General features: G+C 68.6%; 17 protein-coding genes. 8 read left to right on the top strand and 9 right to left on the bottom strand.

Features of this window, described 5'->3' with window-relative positions; all coding sequences use genetic code 11:
- The first annotated feature begins 50 nt into the window (after positions 1–50).
- The 6 genes from DDT93_RS15130 to DDT93_RS15155 are packed head-to-tail and all read left to right on the top strand — an operon-like array spanning position 51 to position 5,886.
- On the top strand, positions 51–992 hold the full coding sequence (locus DDT93_RS15130; protein ID WP_109466682.1) for an ABC transporter permease: 942 nt from the start codon (positions 51–53) through the stop codon (positions 990–992).
- Entirely contained in the window at positions 989–1,840 is an 852-nt protein-coding gene (locus DDT93_RS15135) for an ABC transporter permease (protein ID WP_109466683.1), read from the top strand. Before DDT93_RS15130 ends, DDT93_RS15135 begins: the two co-directional genes overlap by 4 nt.
- 5 nt (positions 1,841–1,845) lie before the next feature.
- A complete protein-coding gene (locus DDT93_RS15140; protein ID WP_232825475.1) occupies positions 1,846–2,862 on the top strand; it encodes an ABC transporter ATP-binding protein in 1,017 nt (338 codons plus the stop codon).
- The gene (locus DDT93_RS15145) at positions 2,859–3,914 is read left to right on the top strand and encodes an ABC transporter ATP-binding protein (protein ID WP_109466684.1); all 1,056 of its coding nucleotides are present in this window, start codon (positions 2,859–2,861) and stop codon (positions 3,912–3,914) included. The genes DDT93_RS15140 and DDT93_RS15145 overlap by 4 nt, the downstream gene beginning before the upstream one ends.
- Positions 3,911–4,903, top strand: a complete 993-nt coding sequence (locus tag DDT93_RS15150) for a succinylglutamate desuccinylase/aspartoacylase family protein (protein WP_109466685.1) — start codon at positions 3,911–3,913, stop codon at positions 4,901–4,903. Before DDT93_RS15145 ends, DDT93_RS15150 begins: the two co-directional genes overlap by 4 nt.
- On the top strand, positions 4,903–5,886 hold the full coding sequence (locus DDT93_RS15155; RefSeq protein WP_109466686.1) for a peptidase C39 family protein: 984 nt from the start codon (positions 4,903–4,905) through the stop codon (positions 5,884–5,886). Before DDT93_RS15150 ends, DDT93_RS15155 begins: the two co-directional genes overlap by 1 nt.
- Positions 5,887–5,892: 6 nt before the next feature.
- Here DDT93_RS15155 and DDT93_RS15160 read toward each other — a convergent pair whose 3' ends face one another.
- Together DDT93_RS15160 and DDT93_RS15165 are read right to left on the bottom strand one after the other, a co-directional pair.
- Complete coding sequence (locus DDT93_RS15160) at positions 5,893–6,768, bottom strand: ribokinase (protein WP_109466687.1); 876 nt, start codon at positions 6,766–6,768, stop codon at positions 5,893–5,895.
- Positions 6,765–7,703, bottom strand: coding sequence for a dihydrodipicolinate synthase family protein (locus DDT93_RS15165; protein ID WP_109466688.1), 939 nt, complete (start codon positions 7,701–7,703; stop codon positions 6,765–6,767). Before DDT93_RS15165 ends, DDT93_RS15160 begins: the two co-directional genes overlap by 4 nt.
- Positions 7,704–7,787: 84 nt before the next feature.
- Between DDT93_RS15165 and DDT93_RS15170 the strand changes: the two genes are divergently transcribed.
- Together DDT93_RS15170 and DDT93_RS15175 are read left to right on the top strand one after the other, a co-directional pair.
- On the top strand, positions 7,788–9,764 hold the full coding sequence (locus tag DDT93_RS15170; protein ID WP_109466689.1) for an FG-GAP repeat domain-containing protein: 1,977 nt from the start codon (positions 7,788–7,790) through the stop codon (positions 9,762–9,764).
- Positions 9,755–10,558 (top strand): shikimate dehydrogenase family protein, encoded by an 804-nt coding sequence (locus DDT93_RS15175; protein ID WP_198654859.1) that lies wholly within the window; start codon positions 9,755–9,757, stop codon positions 10,556–10,558. Before DDT93_RS15170 ends, DDT93_RS15175 begins: the two co-directional genes overlap by 10 nt.
- A gap of 34 nt (positions 10,559–10,592) precedes the next feature.
- Here DDT93_RS15175 and DDT93_RS15180 read toward each other — a convergent pair whose 3' ends face one another.
- From DDT93_RS15180 to DDT93_RS15210, 7 genes are all read right to left on the bottom strand, one after another.
- Positions 10,593–11,426 carry a shikimate dehydrogenase family protein gene (locus tag DDT93_RS15180; RefSeq protein ID WP_109466690.1) on the bottom strand — a complete coding sequence of 278 codons (834 nt, stop codon included), beginning with the start codon at positions 11,424–11,426 and terminating at the stop codon, positions 10,593–10,595.
- Positions 11,423–12,235 carry a sugar phosphate isomerase/epimerase family protein gene (locus tag DDT93_RS15185; protein WP_109466691.1) on the bottom strand — a complete coding sequence of 271 codons (813 nt, stop codon included), beginning with the start codon at positions 12,233–12,235 and terminating at the stop codon, positions 11,423–11,425. Before DDT93_RS15185 ends, DDT93_RS15180 begins: the two co-directional genes overlap by 4 nt.
- Positions 12,236–12,240: 5 nt before the next feature.
- A complete protein-coding gene (locus tag DDT93_RS15190; protein WP_198654860.1) occupies positions 12,241–13,083 on the bottom strand; it encodes an ABC transporter ATP-binding protein in 843 nt (280 codons plus the stop codon).
- Between the two features lie 28 nt (positions 13,084–13,111).
- Positions 13,112–13,951, bottom strand: a complete 840-nt coding sequence (locus tag DDT93_RS15195; protein ID WP_109466692.1) for an ABC transporter permease — start codon at positions 13,949–13,951, stop codon at positions 13,112–13,114.
- 70 nt (positions 13,952–14,021) lie between these two features.
- A complete protein-coding gene (locus DDT93_RS15200; RefSeq protein ID WP_109466693.1) occupies positions 14,022–15,026 on the bottom strand; it encodes an ABC transporter substrate-binding protein in 1,005 nt (334 codons plus the stop codon).
- 52 nt (positions 15,027–15,078) lie between these two features.
- Positions 15,079–15,837: an ABC transporter permease gene (locus tag DDT93_RS15205; protein ID WP_109466694.1), complete on the bottom strand. Its 759-nt coding sequence runs from the start codon at positions 15,835–15,837 to the stop codon at positions 15,079–15,081.
- The gene (locus DDT93_RS15210) at positions 15,834–16,670 is read right to left on the bottom strand and encodes an IclR family transcriptional regulator (RefSeq protein WP_109466695.1); all 837 of its coding nucleotides are present in this window, start codon (positions 16,668–16,670) and stop codon (positions 15,834–15,836) included. The genes DDT93_RS15205 and DDT93_RS15210 overlap by 4 nt, the downstream gene beginning before the upstream one ends.
- Positions 16,671–16,788 lie beyond the last annotated feature (118 nt).

Consider the following 16,788-nt stretch of genomic DNA (forward strand, 5'->3'; position numbering starts at 1 on the left):
AGCCGCCACGGCCTCCCCCGGGGGCCGTGGCACATCCGGAGACCCCAAGCATGATCGCCAGACTGCTCCGCCGCGCCGGAATCTCCCTGATCGTTCTCGCAGGTGTCCTGCTGATCGGCTTCCTGATGCTTCAGGTGATCCCCGCCGACCCCGCGGTCGCCATCGCCGGACCGCAGGGCACCGACGACGAGATCGAGGCCATCCGCCGTCACCTCGGGCTCGACCAGCCGATCCTGCTGCAATTCGTCTGGTACATTTCCCGGGTCGTCACCGGCGACATGGGCCAGTCCGTGATCAACAACGCCTCGGTCTCCGCCGAACTCCTGCGCGCCGCCGGGCCGACCATCGAGCTGATGTGCGCCGCGATGATCTGGGCCGTGCCCACCGCGCTGGCCCTCGGCATCCTCGCCGCGCTGCGCCGGGGCGGCATCGTCGACCGGCTCGTCATGGCCGTCTCGGTCATGGGCGTCTCGGTCCCCGTCTTCTGGGTCGGCCTGCTGATGATCCAGTTCGCCGCCCGCACCCGCGCCTTTCCGATCCAGGGGCGCGGCGGGCCGCTCTGGACCGCCGAGGGCCTGTCTCACATCCTGCTGCCCGCCACCGCGCTTGGCCTGATCCTCGTCGGCCCCGTTGCGCGGATGACCCGCACCACCCTGTCCGACGCGCTGCATGCCGACCATGTGCGCACCGCCCGCGCCAAGGGCGCCTCCGAGCTTCGTGTCGTGCTGAACCACGCGCTGCGCACCGCCCTTCTGCCGATCATCACCCTCGTCGGCCTGCAGGTCGGCACGCTGATGGGCGGCGCCGTGGTGACCGAGACCATCTTCTCATGGCCCGGTGTCGGCCGCCTCGCCGTCGGCTCGATCATCACCGGCGACTACCCGATGGCACAGGGCGCGATCATCTTCCTCGCCTCGGCCTTCATCCTCGTGAACATCACCGTCGACGTGCTGAACGAACTCGCCGACCCGCGCATCGGGTCCAGATCATGACCGACGCGACCTATACCGGCAGCGGCTCGCGCACCTGGCGGCGGCTGCGCCGCAATCCGATGGTGACGATTGCGCTCGGCGTGCTGATCCTGATCGCGCTGGCCGCCATCTTCGCCCCCTGGCTCACGTCCTTCGACCCTTACGAGACGGCCCTGCGTCAGCGCCTGAAGCCGCCCAGCGCCGAGCACCTCCTCGGCACCGACAGCCAGGGCCGCGACCTGCTGACCCGCCTGCTCTACGGCGCCCGCACCACGCTGCTGATCGGCTGCGCCGGGACGGCCTTCGGGGCGCTGCTCGGCGGGGCGATCGGCCTCTGCGCCGCCTTCTACCGCCGCCTCGACGGGGTGTTCATGCGGGTGATCGACGTGTTCCTCTCGTTCCCCTCGATCCTCTTCGGCCTTTCGCTCGCCGCCATCCTCGGCCCCGGCCTCGACAGCCTGATCATCGCCGTCGGCCTCTCGGTCATGCCCGGCATCGCCCGCATCTCGCGCGGTGCCGCGCTCTCGGTCATGGCGCAGGACTACATGGACAGCGGTCGCTCTATCGGTCTGCCCGACCGCAGCCTGCTCGGCCGCTACCTGCTGGCCAACGCCTACCCGCCGATCCTCACCTACACCACGCTGGCCTTCGGCGATGCTGTGCTGCTGGCCGCCACCCTCGGCTTCCTCGGGCTCGGCCTGCAGCCGCCCACGGCCGAACTCGGCTCCATCGCCGCCGAGGGGCGCTCGTTCCTCTTCATCGCACCGCATGTCTCCACCGCCGCCTCGATCCTGATTTTCGTGATCGTCCTCTCCTTCAACCTGCTCGGCGATGCGCTGCGCGACGCGGGCGACCGGAGGGCCTCGTGAAACACATGACCCTGCCCGACTCCGTCATGACCGCCCCGCCGCTCCTCACGGTCGAGAACCTCTCGGTCACCTTCCGCACCGACAGCGGGCCGCTGCCCGCGCTCGACGGCATCAGCCTCTCGATCCGCCCCGGCGAGACGGTCGCCGTGGTGGGCGAGAGCGGCTCGGGCAAGTCCGTCCTGTCGCTCGCCGTGATGGGCCTGCTGCCGCCCACCGCAGAGCTCACCGCCAGCGGCCTGATCTTCGACGGCGAAGACCTGCAGGCCATGTCGAAACGCACCCGCCGCGACCTGCGCGGGCGCGACATGGCGATGATCTTTCAGGAGCCCTCGACCGCGCTGAACCCGGTCCAGCGCATCGGCGACCAGCTGATCGAGGCGATCCGACTGCACGAGGACATCCCGACGCCCAAGGCCCGCGCCCGCGCGATCGAGGCGCTGGCGGCCACTGGCATCCCCTCGCCCGAACTGCGGGTGCGCGCCTATCCGCACGAACTCTCCGGCGGCATGCGCCAGCGCGCGCTCATCGCCATGGCCCTGATCCACCGCCCCCGCCTGCTGATCGCCGACGAGCCGACCACCGCGCTCGACGTGACCGTGCAGGCCCAGATCCTCGACCTGATCCGCGACCTCGCCCGCGACAACGGCACCGCGACGCTCTTCATCACCCACGACATGGGCGTCGTGGCCGAGATGGCCGACCGTGTCGCCGTGCTCTACGCGGGCCGCATGGTCGAGACCGCCAGCGCCTCCGACCTGTTCGAGAGCCCCGAGCATCCCTACACCCTCGGCCTGCTCGGCTCGATGCCCCAGCTGAACCAGCGCGGTGCCGCGATGCTGCCCATCGCCGGTACGGTGCCCGACCTGCGCCAGATGCCCCCGGGCTGCCATTTCCACCCGCGCTGCCCCTTTGCCGACCACAGGTGTGCGACCCAGCGTCCCGACCTGCGCCCGCTGGCAGGCAACCGCCGCTCGGCCTGCCACTATGCCCCGCTGCTGGAAACGCTGGAGACGCGCGCATGACCCTGCTGACCCTGCGCGACGTGACCCGCGACTTTCACCTGCGCGGCGGCGTGCTGGGCCGTCGCCGGACCCTGCGCGCGCTGGACGGGATCGACCTCGTGCTGCACCCGGGCGAGACCCTTGCGCTGGTCGGGGAGTCCGGCTGCGGCAAGTCCACGCTCGGGCGGATCGTGGCCGGATTGCTGCCCGCGACCTCGGGCGAGCTGCTGGTCGAGGGCAAGCCTGCGCTGAAGGGCAAGGCCCGCGCCCGTCAGATCCAGGTAGTGTTTCAGGACCCCTTTGGCTCGCTGAACCCGCGCATGAGCGTTGGCGACCTCATCGCCGAACCCGCCCTGCTGCATGGTCTGGTCGAGCGGCGCGATGTTGGCCGCCGGGTGGCCGAAACGCTGACCCTCGTCGGCCTGCGCCCGGCGCTCGCCGAACGCTATCCGCACGAGCTCTCCGGCGGTCAACGCCAGCGCGTCGCCATCGCCCGGGCGCTCGCCGCCGAGCCGCGCCTGATCGTCTGCGACGAGGCGGTCTCGGCCCTCGACGTCTCGGTGCAGGCCCAGATCGCCAACCTGTTGCAGGACATCCAGCGCCGGACCGGCGTCAGCCTGCTGTTCATCTCGCACGGGCTGTCGCTGGTGCGGCACATCTCGCACCGGGTCGCGGTCATGTACCTTGGCCGCATCGTCGAGGAGGGCCCGACCGAGCAGGTCTTCGACCACCCGCGCCACCCCTATACCCGCGCGCTGATTTCGGCCACGCCCGAGCCGCTGCCCGGCACCACCGGCCCCGGCGCGGCGCTTTCGGGCGAGGTGCCGAGCCCGCTGGCGCTCCCCTCCGGCTGCGCCTTTCGCACCCGCTGCCCCCACGCCACCGCCCAATGCGCCGCCAGCGTCCCCCCGCTGTCCGGCCCCGAACACGCGGTCGCCTGCTGGCACACCGACACCCTGCCGCCCCATGCGGGCCGTCACACCGAACCGACGCCGCGCATGGCCGCCGCGCTCGACCTCTACCGCCGCGCCGCCGCGCGCAGGCAAGACCTCACCGAGGAGACACTGACTTGACCACCCAGATCTGGGCCACCGTCGATTACGAGGCCGAAGGTTACCAGACCGGCGACCTCTGCCTGCCCCACTCGGTGCACCGCTCGGCCTATGGCGTCCTCACCATCCCCGTCGCCGTGATGTCGGGCGGCCCCGGGCCCACCGTGCTGCTGACCGGCGGCACCCACGGCGATGAATACGAGGGACCGGTGGCCATCCGCCGCCTGCTGAACTCGCTGAAGCCCGAGCAGGTCCGGGGCCGCATCATCGCCCTGCCGATGCTGAACGCCCCCGCCTTCCGCGCCGGGCTGCGCACCTCGCCCGAGGACGGTGGCAACCTCAATCGCGCCTACCCCGGTGATCCGGCCAACGGGCCGACCTCGTCCATCGCGCACTATGTCTCCACCGTGCTGCTGCCGATGTCCGACTACTACCACGACACCCACGCGGGCGGCTCCTCTCTGCAGTACCTGCCCTTCGTCTCCACCCGCCGTAGCGGCATCACCAGCCTCGACGACACCGCCCTGACCTCTGCCCGCGCCTTCGGGGCCGAGCGCATCGTGATCTGGGACTACTCCCCCGACACGCGCCTCTCGACCTCCGAGGCAAACCGCCAGCAGGTCGTCTCTCTCGGCGGCGAATTCGGCGGCGGCGGCTCGGTCTCGCGCGGGGGCGTGCGGCTGGTCGAGCGCGGCCTTCGTCGCCTGCTGTCGCACTGGGGGCTGATCGACGAACCGGCACCCGACCTCCCCGCCGCCGCCGAGTACCGCATCGCCGGGCGCGACTACTACGTCTACGCCACCCGCTCCGGCGTCTTCGAACCGGCGGTGGACCTTGGCGACAGGATCGACGGCGGCGCGCTCTGCGGCGCGATCTGGAGCACGGAGGACCTTGCCGACGCGCCCAGCGACCAGCATTTTCAACGCGAGGGCACCGTCTTCTGCCTGCGCCACCCGGGCCTCGTCCAGCGCGGCGACTGCCTTGCCCACCTCGCCACGGAGATCGCGTGATGACCACGACCCTTGCCACCGCCCCCTTCCGCATCGCGCCCGAGGCCCTGCCCGAGGGGGTCGCACCGGCCCAACGACCGCAGGCCGCCCGCATCCACGCCATCGGCATCGGTGACCCGGCCGCGCCCGCCGCCATCGCCGTGCTGCGCCAGCGCCGCACCTCCGAGATGGCCGTGGTGATCGGCTGGCACGCGAACGGTCACGGAACCGCGCTGGCCGAGGGCGTCCTCGCCTTCGCCGAGGCCGAGAGTATCCGCCTGCTCCGCGCCACCCCCGATCAGCCCGAGGCCATTGCCGACCTCGCCCTTACCGACACCGCGCGCGGCTATGCCCAGCGCTGGATCGGCCCCGAGGTCGTCAGCCAGTACGAGACTGGCCAGTACCGACAGAGCACCGGCTTCACCTGCGGCCCCGTCTCGCTCTGCATGGCGATGGCCCCCGAGGTGTCGCGCAGCGAGGAAATCGCCATCTGGCGCGAGGCGACCTCCATCGTCAGCCTCACCGGCCCCGGCGGCTGCGACCCCTACGGCCTCGCACTCTCCTGCGCGAAACGCGGCTTCGACGTGACGGTTTACTTCGACGCCACCGACGCCGTGCTGGTCGACCGCGCCAGCACCGAGGAAAAGAAGGGCATCATCCGCTTTGTCCAGGCCGAGTTCCGGGAACAAGCGCAGGCGAGCCTGCCCATCATCCCAACCGCCATCACCCCCGAACAACTCACCGAGGCCGTGCGCACCGGCGCGCAGGTGATCCTGCTGATCGACCAGTGCCACACCCACGACCACCACGCCCCGCACTGGATCCTGATCCATGCCGAGCGTGATGGGCTGTTTCTGGTCAATGACCCGTGGTCGGAGCCGGAGGATGGCGAGGGCATAGCCGACATCGACTGCACCCCCACGACGCTGGAGAACCTGATGCTCATGGGCGCCTATGGCGACCCGGCCTACCACGGCGCGCTGATCCTGCGGCGTGCCGGTTAGGCAGCCTCAGCGCGGGTCCAGCATCGCCTCGGCTTCGGCGCGCGTCGGGATCGCCCCGACCGCGCCCTTGCGGCCGACCTGCACGGCTGCAGCGGCTGACGCGAGTCCCAGAGCCGCCGCGACCGGGCGGTCGCGGTCCAGCTCGGCAAGGAAGACGCCGAGGAATACGTCCCCCGCCCCGGTGGTATCGACCACGGGCACGCGAAGCGCATCGACGCGCTGGGACCGGCCCTGCGCGATGTACTCCGCCCCCTCCGCCCCGCGCGTGACCAGCAGCGCCAGCCCGGCGGGCAGCCTGTCCTCTCCGCCGACCGCCGTGACCAGCTGTTGCAGTTCCACCGCGTTGACCGACAGCAGGTCCACCGTGTCCAGCAGCGGCACGACCACCTCGGCCACGAAGGGCGCTGCGGAGAGCGCAACGCGCATCCCGTGGGCGCGGGCCAGCCGTGCGCAGTCTCCGGCCTGATTGGTCTCGTTCTGGATCAGCAGCCAGTCCCCCGCGGCAGACTCCCCGATCGCCTGCGCGACGACCTCGTCCGGGATCGCGCGGTTCGCGCCCGGGTCCAGCACGATCAGGTTCTCGCCTTCGCCATCGACGAAGATCGTCGCGCTGCCCGTCTCGCAGCCCTCGACCCCGGCAATCCCTGCTCCGTCCACACCCAATCCGGCGAGCGCCTCGCGAACGCGCTGGTCGTTCGCCCCCACCGCGCCCACGTGACGTACGGCACCGCCCGCGCGCGTGATGGCAACGGTCTGGTTCAGTCCCTTGCCGCCCAACCCGATCTGCACCGAGCTGGCCTGAAGTGTCTCGCCCGGGGCCGGGAAATGCGGCACTCGCAAGACCCGGTCCCAGTTGATCGACCCGACGTTGAGGATGGTCATGCCACCGCCTGCGCCGCGATCTCCGCCCGGAACTGCGTGGTCCCGGTCTCGATATGCTCCAGCAGGTCCATGACCGCCCAGTAGCGCTCGGTGATGTCAAAGTCGGTCACCCGCGAATGGGCCGAGCCGAAGGTCCCGAGGCGCGTGTGATAAATCTTTGCCAGCCCCGGATAGCCCATCGGTTCCGCCATCGCCGCCAGCGCGAGGAAGACTTCCAGCCGCCGCCGCAGGTCGCTGTCGGCATCGCGGTTGGCATAGAGCCAGGCGTAGAGGTCGGGATGGATGTTGGTGAACACCCCGGCAAAGCCCTTGCCCCCGGCGCGCATCGCCTCTGCGGCGATGGCGGCATTGGCATTCACCACGGCAAAGTCCGACCCATCGGCCATCGCCACGCGGCGACGGACGGTGTCGATGTCGCAGGAGACGTCCTTGAGCGTCACGAAGCGCCCCGAGTCGCGGCACAGCTTGAACTCGTCATCGCTCAGCAGGCGTCGGTAGGGCGCGGGGCATTCGTAGAGACCAAGCGGCATGTCCGACGGAACGCTGCCCATCGCGAGGTCCAGTCCGGCGCGAAACGCCTCGGTCCCGCTGTTGTTCGGGTCGAGGTGGTTGGTGACAAAGACCATCGCGTCGACGCCGGTCGCCGCCATCGCCTTCAGCTCCTCGCGTTGCGCCTCGGGCGCGTCGCTGATGTGTCCGGAGCCGATGACCGTCACGCGACCGGCGGCAAACTCCACCGTCCTACGCGCCAGTTCGACCCGTTCCGCAAGGGTCAGGCGCTGCATCTCGCTCGACTGGCACACCGCGAACAGGGTGTCGGCCCCATGATCCACGTACCAGTCGACGAGTCGGCCCAGCCCTTCCCAGTCGATGCGATTGTCGTCGGTGAAGGGCGTGAGCATCACCGGGACGATGCCGTCCGCTTTTTTTTGCATTTCTGCCTCTTTCGGATGGATTTGTAATCAATTTTGTTTTTAGAATAGCATTCCAAATTTAGGCGAAACAAGGAGATTCATCAGGTGAGCGTCAAAAGATGGGAGGATGACGCAACGGTCTGGCACGGTCCGGACTACGGTGCGGAAGCGCTGGAGTATCATCCCGACGTGACCTCGGCAGCGGTGGCCGGGCGGATCATCACCTGTGTCGACGTGGTGGACTGGTCCGGCACCGGCACCCGCGACCTTCTGCTGTCGGCCTGGGACCCCTGCTATGACGGCAAGGTCTTCCTGCGCCGCCAGATCGGCACCCATGACGACGGCACTCCTATTCTCGGCGAAGAGGAAGAGGTCGAGGGCGTACGCGGCTACGTGACCGCGGTGCCTGACGGTGACGTGTTTCACCTCGTCTCGGCCTCGCGGATGCGCAAGACGATCTACCTGTTCCCCAACATCGGCACCAAGGGCGCGCCCGCCTTCGGCGATCCCGTCGTGCTCGAGCTCGACGCCGACTGGGTGAAGGGCAACGAATACTACCACATGGCACGCTTTCACGACATCGACGGCGATGGCGTGCCCGAGCTGATCGTGGGCAGCGACTCGTGGGACGACTACTGGCCCAACGGGCTGGAATGGAACGACCACGGTTACCGCGGCTACGACGCCGCCGGGCGCTGGCTGGGCGGTCCGCTGCGGGGCTTTCTCTACGCCTTCAAGAACACCGGCACCCTCGCCGCCCCGGTGCTGGACAAGGGCCGGCCGATGATGGCGGGCGATACCCCGCTGGAGGTTTACGGTCAGCTGGCCCCGGCCTTCGGTGCCTTCACGCCCGGCCAGCAGAGCCTTGTGGCCGGGGAGTTCTGGAACATCCTCCACATTGCGCGCCAGCGGCCTGACGGGCATTTCGAGCCGAACCGGCTGATCCAGACGCCGGACGACCGGACCCTGGAGCTTGACCAGTGCATCCACCTGCCCTGCGTCACCGACTGGAACGGCGACGGCACGCTCGACATCCTCGTCGGGGCCGAAGACGGCTATGTCACCTACCTGCGCAACCGCGGGCTGGGCGAAGATGGGCTGCCCCGGTTCGAAAAGGTCGGAAGGGTCGAGACCACCAAACCCCTGATCCACGCGGGCGTGCTGCCGAGTCCGGCCGCGCATGACTTCACCGGCAACGGACGTCCCGACCTCGTCGTCGGCAACTCCACCGGTGAGCTGCTGTTCTACGAGAACCGGGGCGACGACGACCCTCGCCACCTCGGCAAGGACGTGATGCTGACCGCCGGGGGCGAACCCGTCCGCATTGCCGCCGGCCTCACCGGCTCGATCCAGGGGCCGTCGGAAAAGATGTTCGGCTATTCCTGCCCCACCATCGCCGACTGGACCGGCAGCGGGCGCGGCGACATCCTGTGCAGCGACGTGACCGGCTACCACCGGCTGTTCCGCAACCTCGGCGGTGGCGTGACCCCGCCGCGCTTTGCCCGCGAGGAGCTGCTGACCTACGAGGGCAAGCCGCTCAAGACGGTCTGGCGGGTCCGGCCCGCCGTGACGGACTGGACCGGCAGCGGCCAGTTGCACTACCTCGCACTCGACGCCGAGGGCGTCCTCTCGGATTGGACCCGCGCCTCCGATACCGAGCTGACGGACAAGCGGCACCTGACATGGGAAGACGGCCGCACGATCCGCTTTACCGTCGACGTCGGCGGCGGGCGTGGCCGGGTCAAGCTGTGCCTCTGCGACTGGGAAGGAACCGGGCGCACCGACCTGATCTTTGGCACCCACGCCCGCGCCTGCGTGCCCGACGACCCGGCGACCGGCGCGCCGCGCAACACCACCAGACAGGCGGGGCTGTTCTATTCCCGCAACGTGGGCACGCCCGAGGAGCCACGCTTTGCCCTGCCCGTCCCGATGAAGCACAAGGGCGAGACCATCGCCATGGCCATGCATGTCGCCTCGCCCGAGGCGGTGGACTGGGCCGGGCGCGGCACGCTCGACCTCGTGGTCGGGGTCGAGGACGGCAGCCTCGTCTGGCTGAAACGGGAGGACCTGTCGTGGCAGTGACGATCAACGGCACCACCCGGCTGATGGGCGTGATCGGCGACCCGATCGCGCAGGCCCGCACCCCCGGCGCGATCAACCCGATCTTTGCCGCCAAGGGCGCAGATATCGCCTGCGTGCCCCTGCATGTGCCGAGCGCCGAGCTTGCCACCGTCTGGGCGGGCCTGCGGGCCATGCCCAACCTCGTGGGGTTCGGCATCACCCTGCCCCACAAGCAGCAGGCGCTGGACCTCTGCGACAGCCTCGACCCGGTGGCGGCGCGCGTCGGCGCGGTGAACCTCGTCCGGCGCGAGGCGGACGGCAGCCTGCGCGGCTACCAGTTCGACGGTGCGGGCTTCGTGCGCGGGCTGCTCACTGCCGGCATCGCCATCGAGGGGCGGAGCTGCCTCATAGTCGGCGCGGGCGGCGCGGCGGTGGCCATTGCCTTTGCCCTGGCCGAGGCCGGGGCGTCGGAGATTGTCGTGGCCAACCGCACGCGCGACAAGGCCGAGGCGCTGGTCGCCAAGGTGAACGCCGACCTCGGGCGGGAGGTCGCCCGCGCAGGCGATCCGCTGCCGCAGGCCGGGCAGCTGGTCGTCAACGCAACCTCGCTCGGGCTGAAGGACAGCGATCCGCTGCCGCTGGACCCGGCCCTGCTGCACCCCGGAATGACCATGGCCGAGGTGATCGCGCAGCCCGAAGTCACCGCGCTGCTGCGCGCCGCCGAGGCGCGCGGGGTTCAGGTCCACTCGGGACTGCGCATGATCGAAGGTCAGGTCGGCGCCATCGCCGACCATATCTGCGAGCTCTGGGGCTAATGATCGCCGGGCCGGTGTCGCAACCGGCCCCGCCTCAGCGCCCGAGCGCCTCGCCCGCGGGCAGCCCGGCGGCAAACCCGGCGATCAGGGCAATCTGCGCCTCCAGCATGTCATTGCCGTCCGAGGTCGCGGCCCCCGCTGCCTTCGCATCGCGCAACAAGGCAGTGTCGCCCTGCAACGCGGCGATGTCGGCCACCAGCATGTCGCCCGTCAGCGCCTCGGCCGGAACCGGGAACCGGGCGTCGCCCTTGATGCCGATGGGCGAGGCATTGACGATCACGTCATAGTCGAAGCCCTCGCCCGGATCGGCGGCAAAGGCCGTCTTCGCCCCGGTGACCGCATTCACCATATCGGCGGTAAAGCGGACCGAGGCCGCATCGAGGTCCATCAACCCCAGTGCCGCGATCCCTTCGCCCGCCAGCGCGTGGGCAATCGCCCGCCCCGCGCCGCCTGCACCCACCATCAACACCCGCGCGCCCCTGAGCCGCGCCCTCGCAGAGCCGAGCCCGAGGACAAAGCCCATGCCGTCGAACAGGGCGCCATGCATCCGCCCATCGGCGCCGCGCTGGATCGAGTTCACCGCCCCCACTGCCCGCGCGGTCGGCGTCAGCGTGGCGCAGCGCTCGGCGGCCGCCACCTTGTGCGGCACCGTCACCCCGATCCCGGCGATGCTGTCGAGGGCCGCCAGCGCATCCCACGTTGCCCCGAACTGTGCGGGCGTCACATGGAAGGGCACGGCAAAGGTATTGACCCCGGCGGCGGCAAAGATCGGGTTGATCAGGCGCGGCGTCTGCACCTGCGCCACCGGATCGCCGAAGACGGCATAGACCCGCGAGGCGCCGTCGAGGTTGGGGATCATGCCCGTCATGCCGCCCGGTCCCGTCCGAAGATTGCCTTGCAGCGGTCCAGCGCGATGTCCATCACCTCTGCCGGATCACGCTGCCACCAGTCTTCCGAAAAGATCTCGACTTCGATCGGCCCGGCGAACCCGGCCCGGCGCACCATGCCCTCGATCCCGGCAAGATCGATGATGCCATCGCCCATCATGCCCCTGTCGGTCAGCAGGTGCCGCGTCGGGATCAGCCAGTCGTTGACGTGAAACCCGAGGATCCGCCCGGCCTTGCCCGCCCGGGCAATCTCGGCCTCAAGGTGTTCGTCCCACCAGAGGTGGTGGACGTCGATGACAACGCCGACCCCCTCGCCCAGCCGCTCGCAGATATCATTGGCATGGCCAAGGCTGGCGATCACCGTGCGGTCGCCCACCAGCATCGGGTGCAGCGGCTCGATGGCCAGTTTCAGCCCGAGGTCCAGCGTCATCGGCAGCAGCCCGGCGATGGCCGCTTCGGCCCGGTCTCGCGCGCGGGGAAGATCTCGCTCGCCCTTGGCCAGCCCGCCGGTGAACAGGAACACATGGTCCGCGCCGAACCGCGCCGCACGCTCCAGCTCCGCCCGGGCCTTGCCCAGACCCTCCGGCGTGAACGGGCCGATGCGGTTGTACCCCGACACGCGCATCCCGTGCGCCCTCAGCGCCTCCAGCGCACGCGCCTCGCCCACCTTCTCGATCTCGTTGCCCCAGATCGAGACCGTGCCCAGCCCGCGCTCGGCACAGAGGTCGAGGAACTGCAGCATGTCGGCCCGATTGCGCACGGTCGCATGGTTGAAGACGACGTCGATCATGCCGGTCAGAACTTGTAGACGCCAAGCTTGGCGAAGATCTTGTAGATGCGTTCGGCGTATTTCGAGAACTCGGGGTACTCGCCCAGATGCGCCGGACGCGGGCGCGGCAGGTCGATCTTGATCTCCTCCACGATCTGCCCGGGGCTCTGCGACATCACCAGCACGCGGTCCGACAGGCCCACCGCCTCCTCGATGGAGTGGGTGATGAAGAGCACGGTCTTCTTGGTCTCCAGCCACAGCATTTCGAGGTCATGGCGGATCTGGGTCCGGGTGATCGCGTCAAGCGCGCCGAAGGGCTCGTCCATCAGCAGCATCGAGGGGTCATGCACCAGCGCCCGCGCGATCGAAACACGCTGCCGCATCCCGCCCGAAAGCTGCCGGGGGTACTTGTTCTCGGATCCGCGGATGCCCAGCCGGTCGAACAGCATCTCGGCCCGCGCGCGGATCTTCTCGGCGTCCAGCTTGCGGATCTCCTGCTGCAGCAGCACGTTCTGCATCGCGGTCCGGAAGTCGAGCAGCAGGTGATCCTGAAACACGATCCCCACCTCCGAGATCGGCTTGGTCAGCGGCTTGCCGTCGACCTCCACGGTCCCGTCCGACACCGGCTCCAGCCCGGAGGTCAGCAGCAGCGTCGTGCTCTTGCCGCAGCCCGAGGGGCCGATCAGGCTGACGAACTCGCCCGGCTTGATGTCGAGGTCGATGGGGCCCAGCGCGTGGAACGGGCTCACCCCGCCCTGCCCGTAGACCTTGGTGATCCCCTTGGCGTGGATCGAGGCCCCGGCGCGGCCGCTGCCGTGGGCGCCAAGGGCGCTTTGCAGGGGCTGGGTGGTTTCGGTCATCTGTGCCATTGTCTTGGTCCTTTGTCTGCGCGGCACCTCAGTGCCCGGCATTGCCCCAGGGCATGAGTACGCGCTCTGCGATGCCCATCGCGCCGTTGAAGATCAGCGCCACGATGGCCGCCGCGATCAGCCCGGCGAACATCAGCGACATGTCCATGAAGCTCGACGCCTGCATGATCATGAAGCCCAGTCCCTTGTTGGAGGCGATGAACTCGGCGATGATCACGCCCTCGACCGCCTTCACCACGCCGATCTTCATGCCCGAAAAGATCGCCGGCATCGCCGCCGGCAGACGGAACTTCCAGAAGCTCTGCCACCTGGTCGCCCCCATCGAGCGCGAGATGTAGAACAGGCGCGGATCCACCGCCCGGAACCCCGACATCGAGTCGACGAGGATCGGGAAGAAGCACATCAGGAAGACGATCAGCGCCGCCACCACCGGTCCGATGCCGAACCAGATGATCAGGATCGGCCCGATCACCGTCTTGGGCATGATGTTCAGGAACACGATCACCGGGTAGAGCCCGCGCTCCAGCGCGGCGATCGAGACGATGGCCAGCGCCAGCGGCACCGCGACGATCACGCTCAGCGCGAAGCCTTCGAGAATGGTCAGCGAGGTCGCCCCCGCGTGGTAGCTGATGGTCTGCCAGTCCGCGACCAGCCGCCCGAGGAAATCCGAGGGTTTCGGCACCAGCCAGGTCGGAACCTCGAACCACACGGCCAGCCATTGCCAGAGGCCCAGCAACGCCGCGATGGCCACGGCACCGATCAGGAAGGACCCGACGAAGGAGCCGTAGAGGCGCCCCAGCGCGTGGATCACGGGATTTGGGCCGGTCGTCTGCATTGGCATGATGTGATGATCTTGGGATGTCGCCATCCAACCTGTCCTGTCGCTCTGTCATGAAGGGCGGCGGGGGCGCCCGCTCCCGCCGCCACGTTACACCCGCTTACGGGCAGGTCACCGGCTCGGCCGGGACGAAGTCGTTGGTGTAGTAGGTCGTCACCGGCTTGTCCGAGGACAGGTCCATCGCCGTGGTCATGACGCTGAACATCTCGTCCCAGGTCTCGGGCGCGGTCACGCCGATGGTGTCACCGGCACCGCCCGGGCAGACCGAGGCAAAGCTGTAGACGGCCGCCTGCTTCAGCGACTCCTTCGAGTTCTCGGTCTCGGGGAAGATCTGCAGCAGGTCGTCAATCGCCTTGTCGGGATCGGCCATCGCCTGTTTCCAACCCTCCGCCGTCGCCTGGATGAAGCGCTTGTAGACGTCGCCATTGGCCGCCAGCTTGTCCTCGCGGGCGATCAGGCTGAGGCTCGCGATGGGCACACCATTGTCATAGAAGTACATGTTGCCCGCCTCGATGCCCTGCGCCGCCAGCGGAACGACGATGTTCTCGGGCGTCTGCGAGACCGCGTCGACCTGATGCGAGGTCAGCAGGCCGAGGAAGGCGGATTCCGATGCGGTGACCAGCTCCACGTCGCCCTCGGCAATGCCGTTGGCCTTCAGGAAGACCGGGATCAGCGGCATCATCGCCGAGCCGGGCGAAACCGCCAGCTTCTTGCCGACGAGGTCCTTGGGCTCCTTGATGCCGGAGTCGGCGAGGAACTGGATCCCGAACTGGCCCGACTTCCAGATCGTCGAGACGATCTTGATCGGTGCCCCCTGCGAAGCGACCTTCAGCGCCGCGCCGGTGTCGGCATAGCCCAGTTCCACCTGCCCGGTGGCGACCAGCTGTGCCGCGACGGACGAGCCGCGCCCTTCCACGAGGGTCACCTCGAGGTCATGGGCGGCATAGATGCCCTCGGCCTGCGCCACCGCGAACCCGAGGTGCGCGGAGTCAGCGGTCCAGTTCATCTGCATGGTGACCTTGTCGGCGGCAAAGGCGCCCGCCGCGACCAGCGATGCGGCCGTGGCACAGACAGAGGTTATAATCAGGTTCTTGAAGCGATACATTGGTCTCCTCCCAAACGTCTCTTTTTACTGGCAGATGTTGCCGCCGGCCGGCTCAGTACCTCCGCCACGGCAGCAGGAGGCGCTCCAGCAACGCCATCCCGAAACTCAGAACCACGCCGATCACCGACCCCACCACCAGCACGGCGAAGATCAGGGGCGTATTGGAACTGTCCATCGCGCGCAGCACCAGGTAGCCGAGCCCGTTCTGCGAGTTCAGCCATTCGACGACGATGACGACGGTCACCGCGATGACGATGGTGATCTTGAACCCCGAGAAGATGCTCGGCGCCGCCGAGGGCAGTTCGAACAGGCGGAAGGTCTGCCACCACGAGGCGCCGACCGACCGGCTCAGGTAGTACTGGCGCGGGTCGATGGACTTGAACCCGGTCACACTGTCGACCAGCACAGGAAAGAAGGTGATGAGCGCCGTCAGCAGCACCTTGGGCAGGTCGCTGAAGCCGAACCAGACCAGCATCAGCGGCGCCAGCGTCACCTTGGGCAGGCCTTGGATGAAGATCACGATCGGATAGAGGATCCGCTCCGCGATGCGAAACTTGGCGATCAGGTAGGCCAGCACCACACCCGGTACCGCCCCCGCCACGAACCCGATGAGGATCAGCTTGGTGGTGATCAGCCCGTGATAGAACAGCCGCTGCCGTTCCTCGACGATATCGGCGAGGAAGTCGGTCGGCGCGGGCAGCACGAAGATCGGCACGTCGAAGGCGCGGACCAGCAGTTGCCACAGCAGCAGCAGCCCGGCAAACCACAGGATCGGCTCCAGCACACGGCGAAGGGGGGAAACGGCGGTCATGTGACGGCTCCGGTTTTCTCTGCGGCGACCCGCTTCATGTCACTCACGCCGCGCTGGCGCATCCGCAGCGGCCAGAGCTGGCTGATCTCGGCGGCGGAGCGGTGCAGCGCCTCGGCCAGTTCCTCCCAGCGCTCCGGCTGGATGCGGACCAGCGGACCCGCGATCGAAATGGTTCCCGCGACCGGATCGGACTCGTCCGGCCCCGAGCGGAAGGGCACCGCCAGCGCGGCGGTGCCTGCCTCGGCCTCTTCGACCGAGGTGCCGAAGCCCCGGCGCCGGGTGTCCTCGAGCCGCTCGCGCAGTTCGTCGATGGTACGGGCGCTGTTCGGCCCCAGCTCGCGGTTGGCCTTGAAGCCCCGCGAATAGACGATGGCAAGCGCCTCTTCCTCGGGAAGGGTCGCCAGCCACGCCTTGCCGTTGGCGGTGGCGTGCAGGACGATCTCCTGCCCCATGTCCGGGTCGTAGCGAAGGCCGGTCACCGCGCCCTGCGCCCGTGCGACCCACACCAGGTCCTGCCCTTCGAGAATGGCAAGGCGGCAGTATTCGCGGGTCTCGGTCGCCAGCCGGTCCAGCGCGGCCTGCACCACGTCAGGCACGTTGCGCCCATCGAGGTTGCGGAAGGCCAGCGTGCTCATGCGCAGCGACAGGGCGTATTTCTGACTGGAGGGGTCCTGCGTGACCCAGCCGTGATCGGCAAGGGTGGTGACAAGACGGTGCGCCGCGCTCGGCGGCACATCGAGCCGGGCCGCCAGCTCGGAAAGTTCGACCGGCTCACGCTCTCCGGCCAGCACTTCAAGCAGGTTAAGGCAACGGGTTACGGCTGCGACTGTCACTTCGAATCTCCTCCTTCGGAAGATGTTATGGGATAAATTTCCAAATTGGAATTACTTTCTAAAAATTAATCAGAGTTCATTCCCCTGCCATATGGCCACAATCCGGACCCCGATGCAA

The organism is Albibacillus kandeliae (assembly GCF_003116585.1).
GTDB classification, from domain to species: Bacteria; Pseudomonadota; Alphaproteobacteria; order Rhodobacterales; family Rhodobacteraceae; genus Albibacillus; species Albibacillus kandeliae.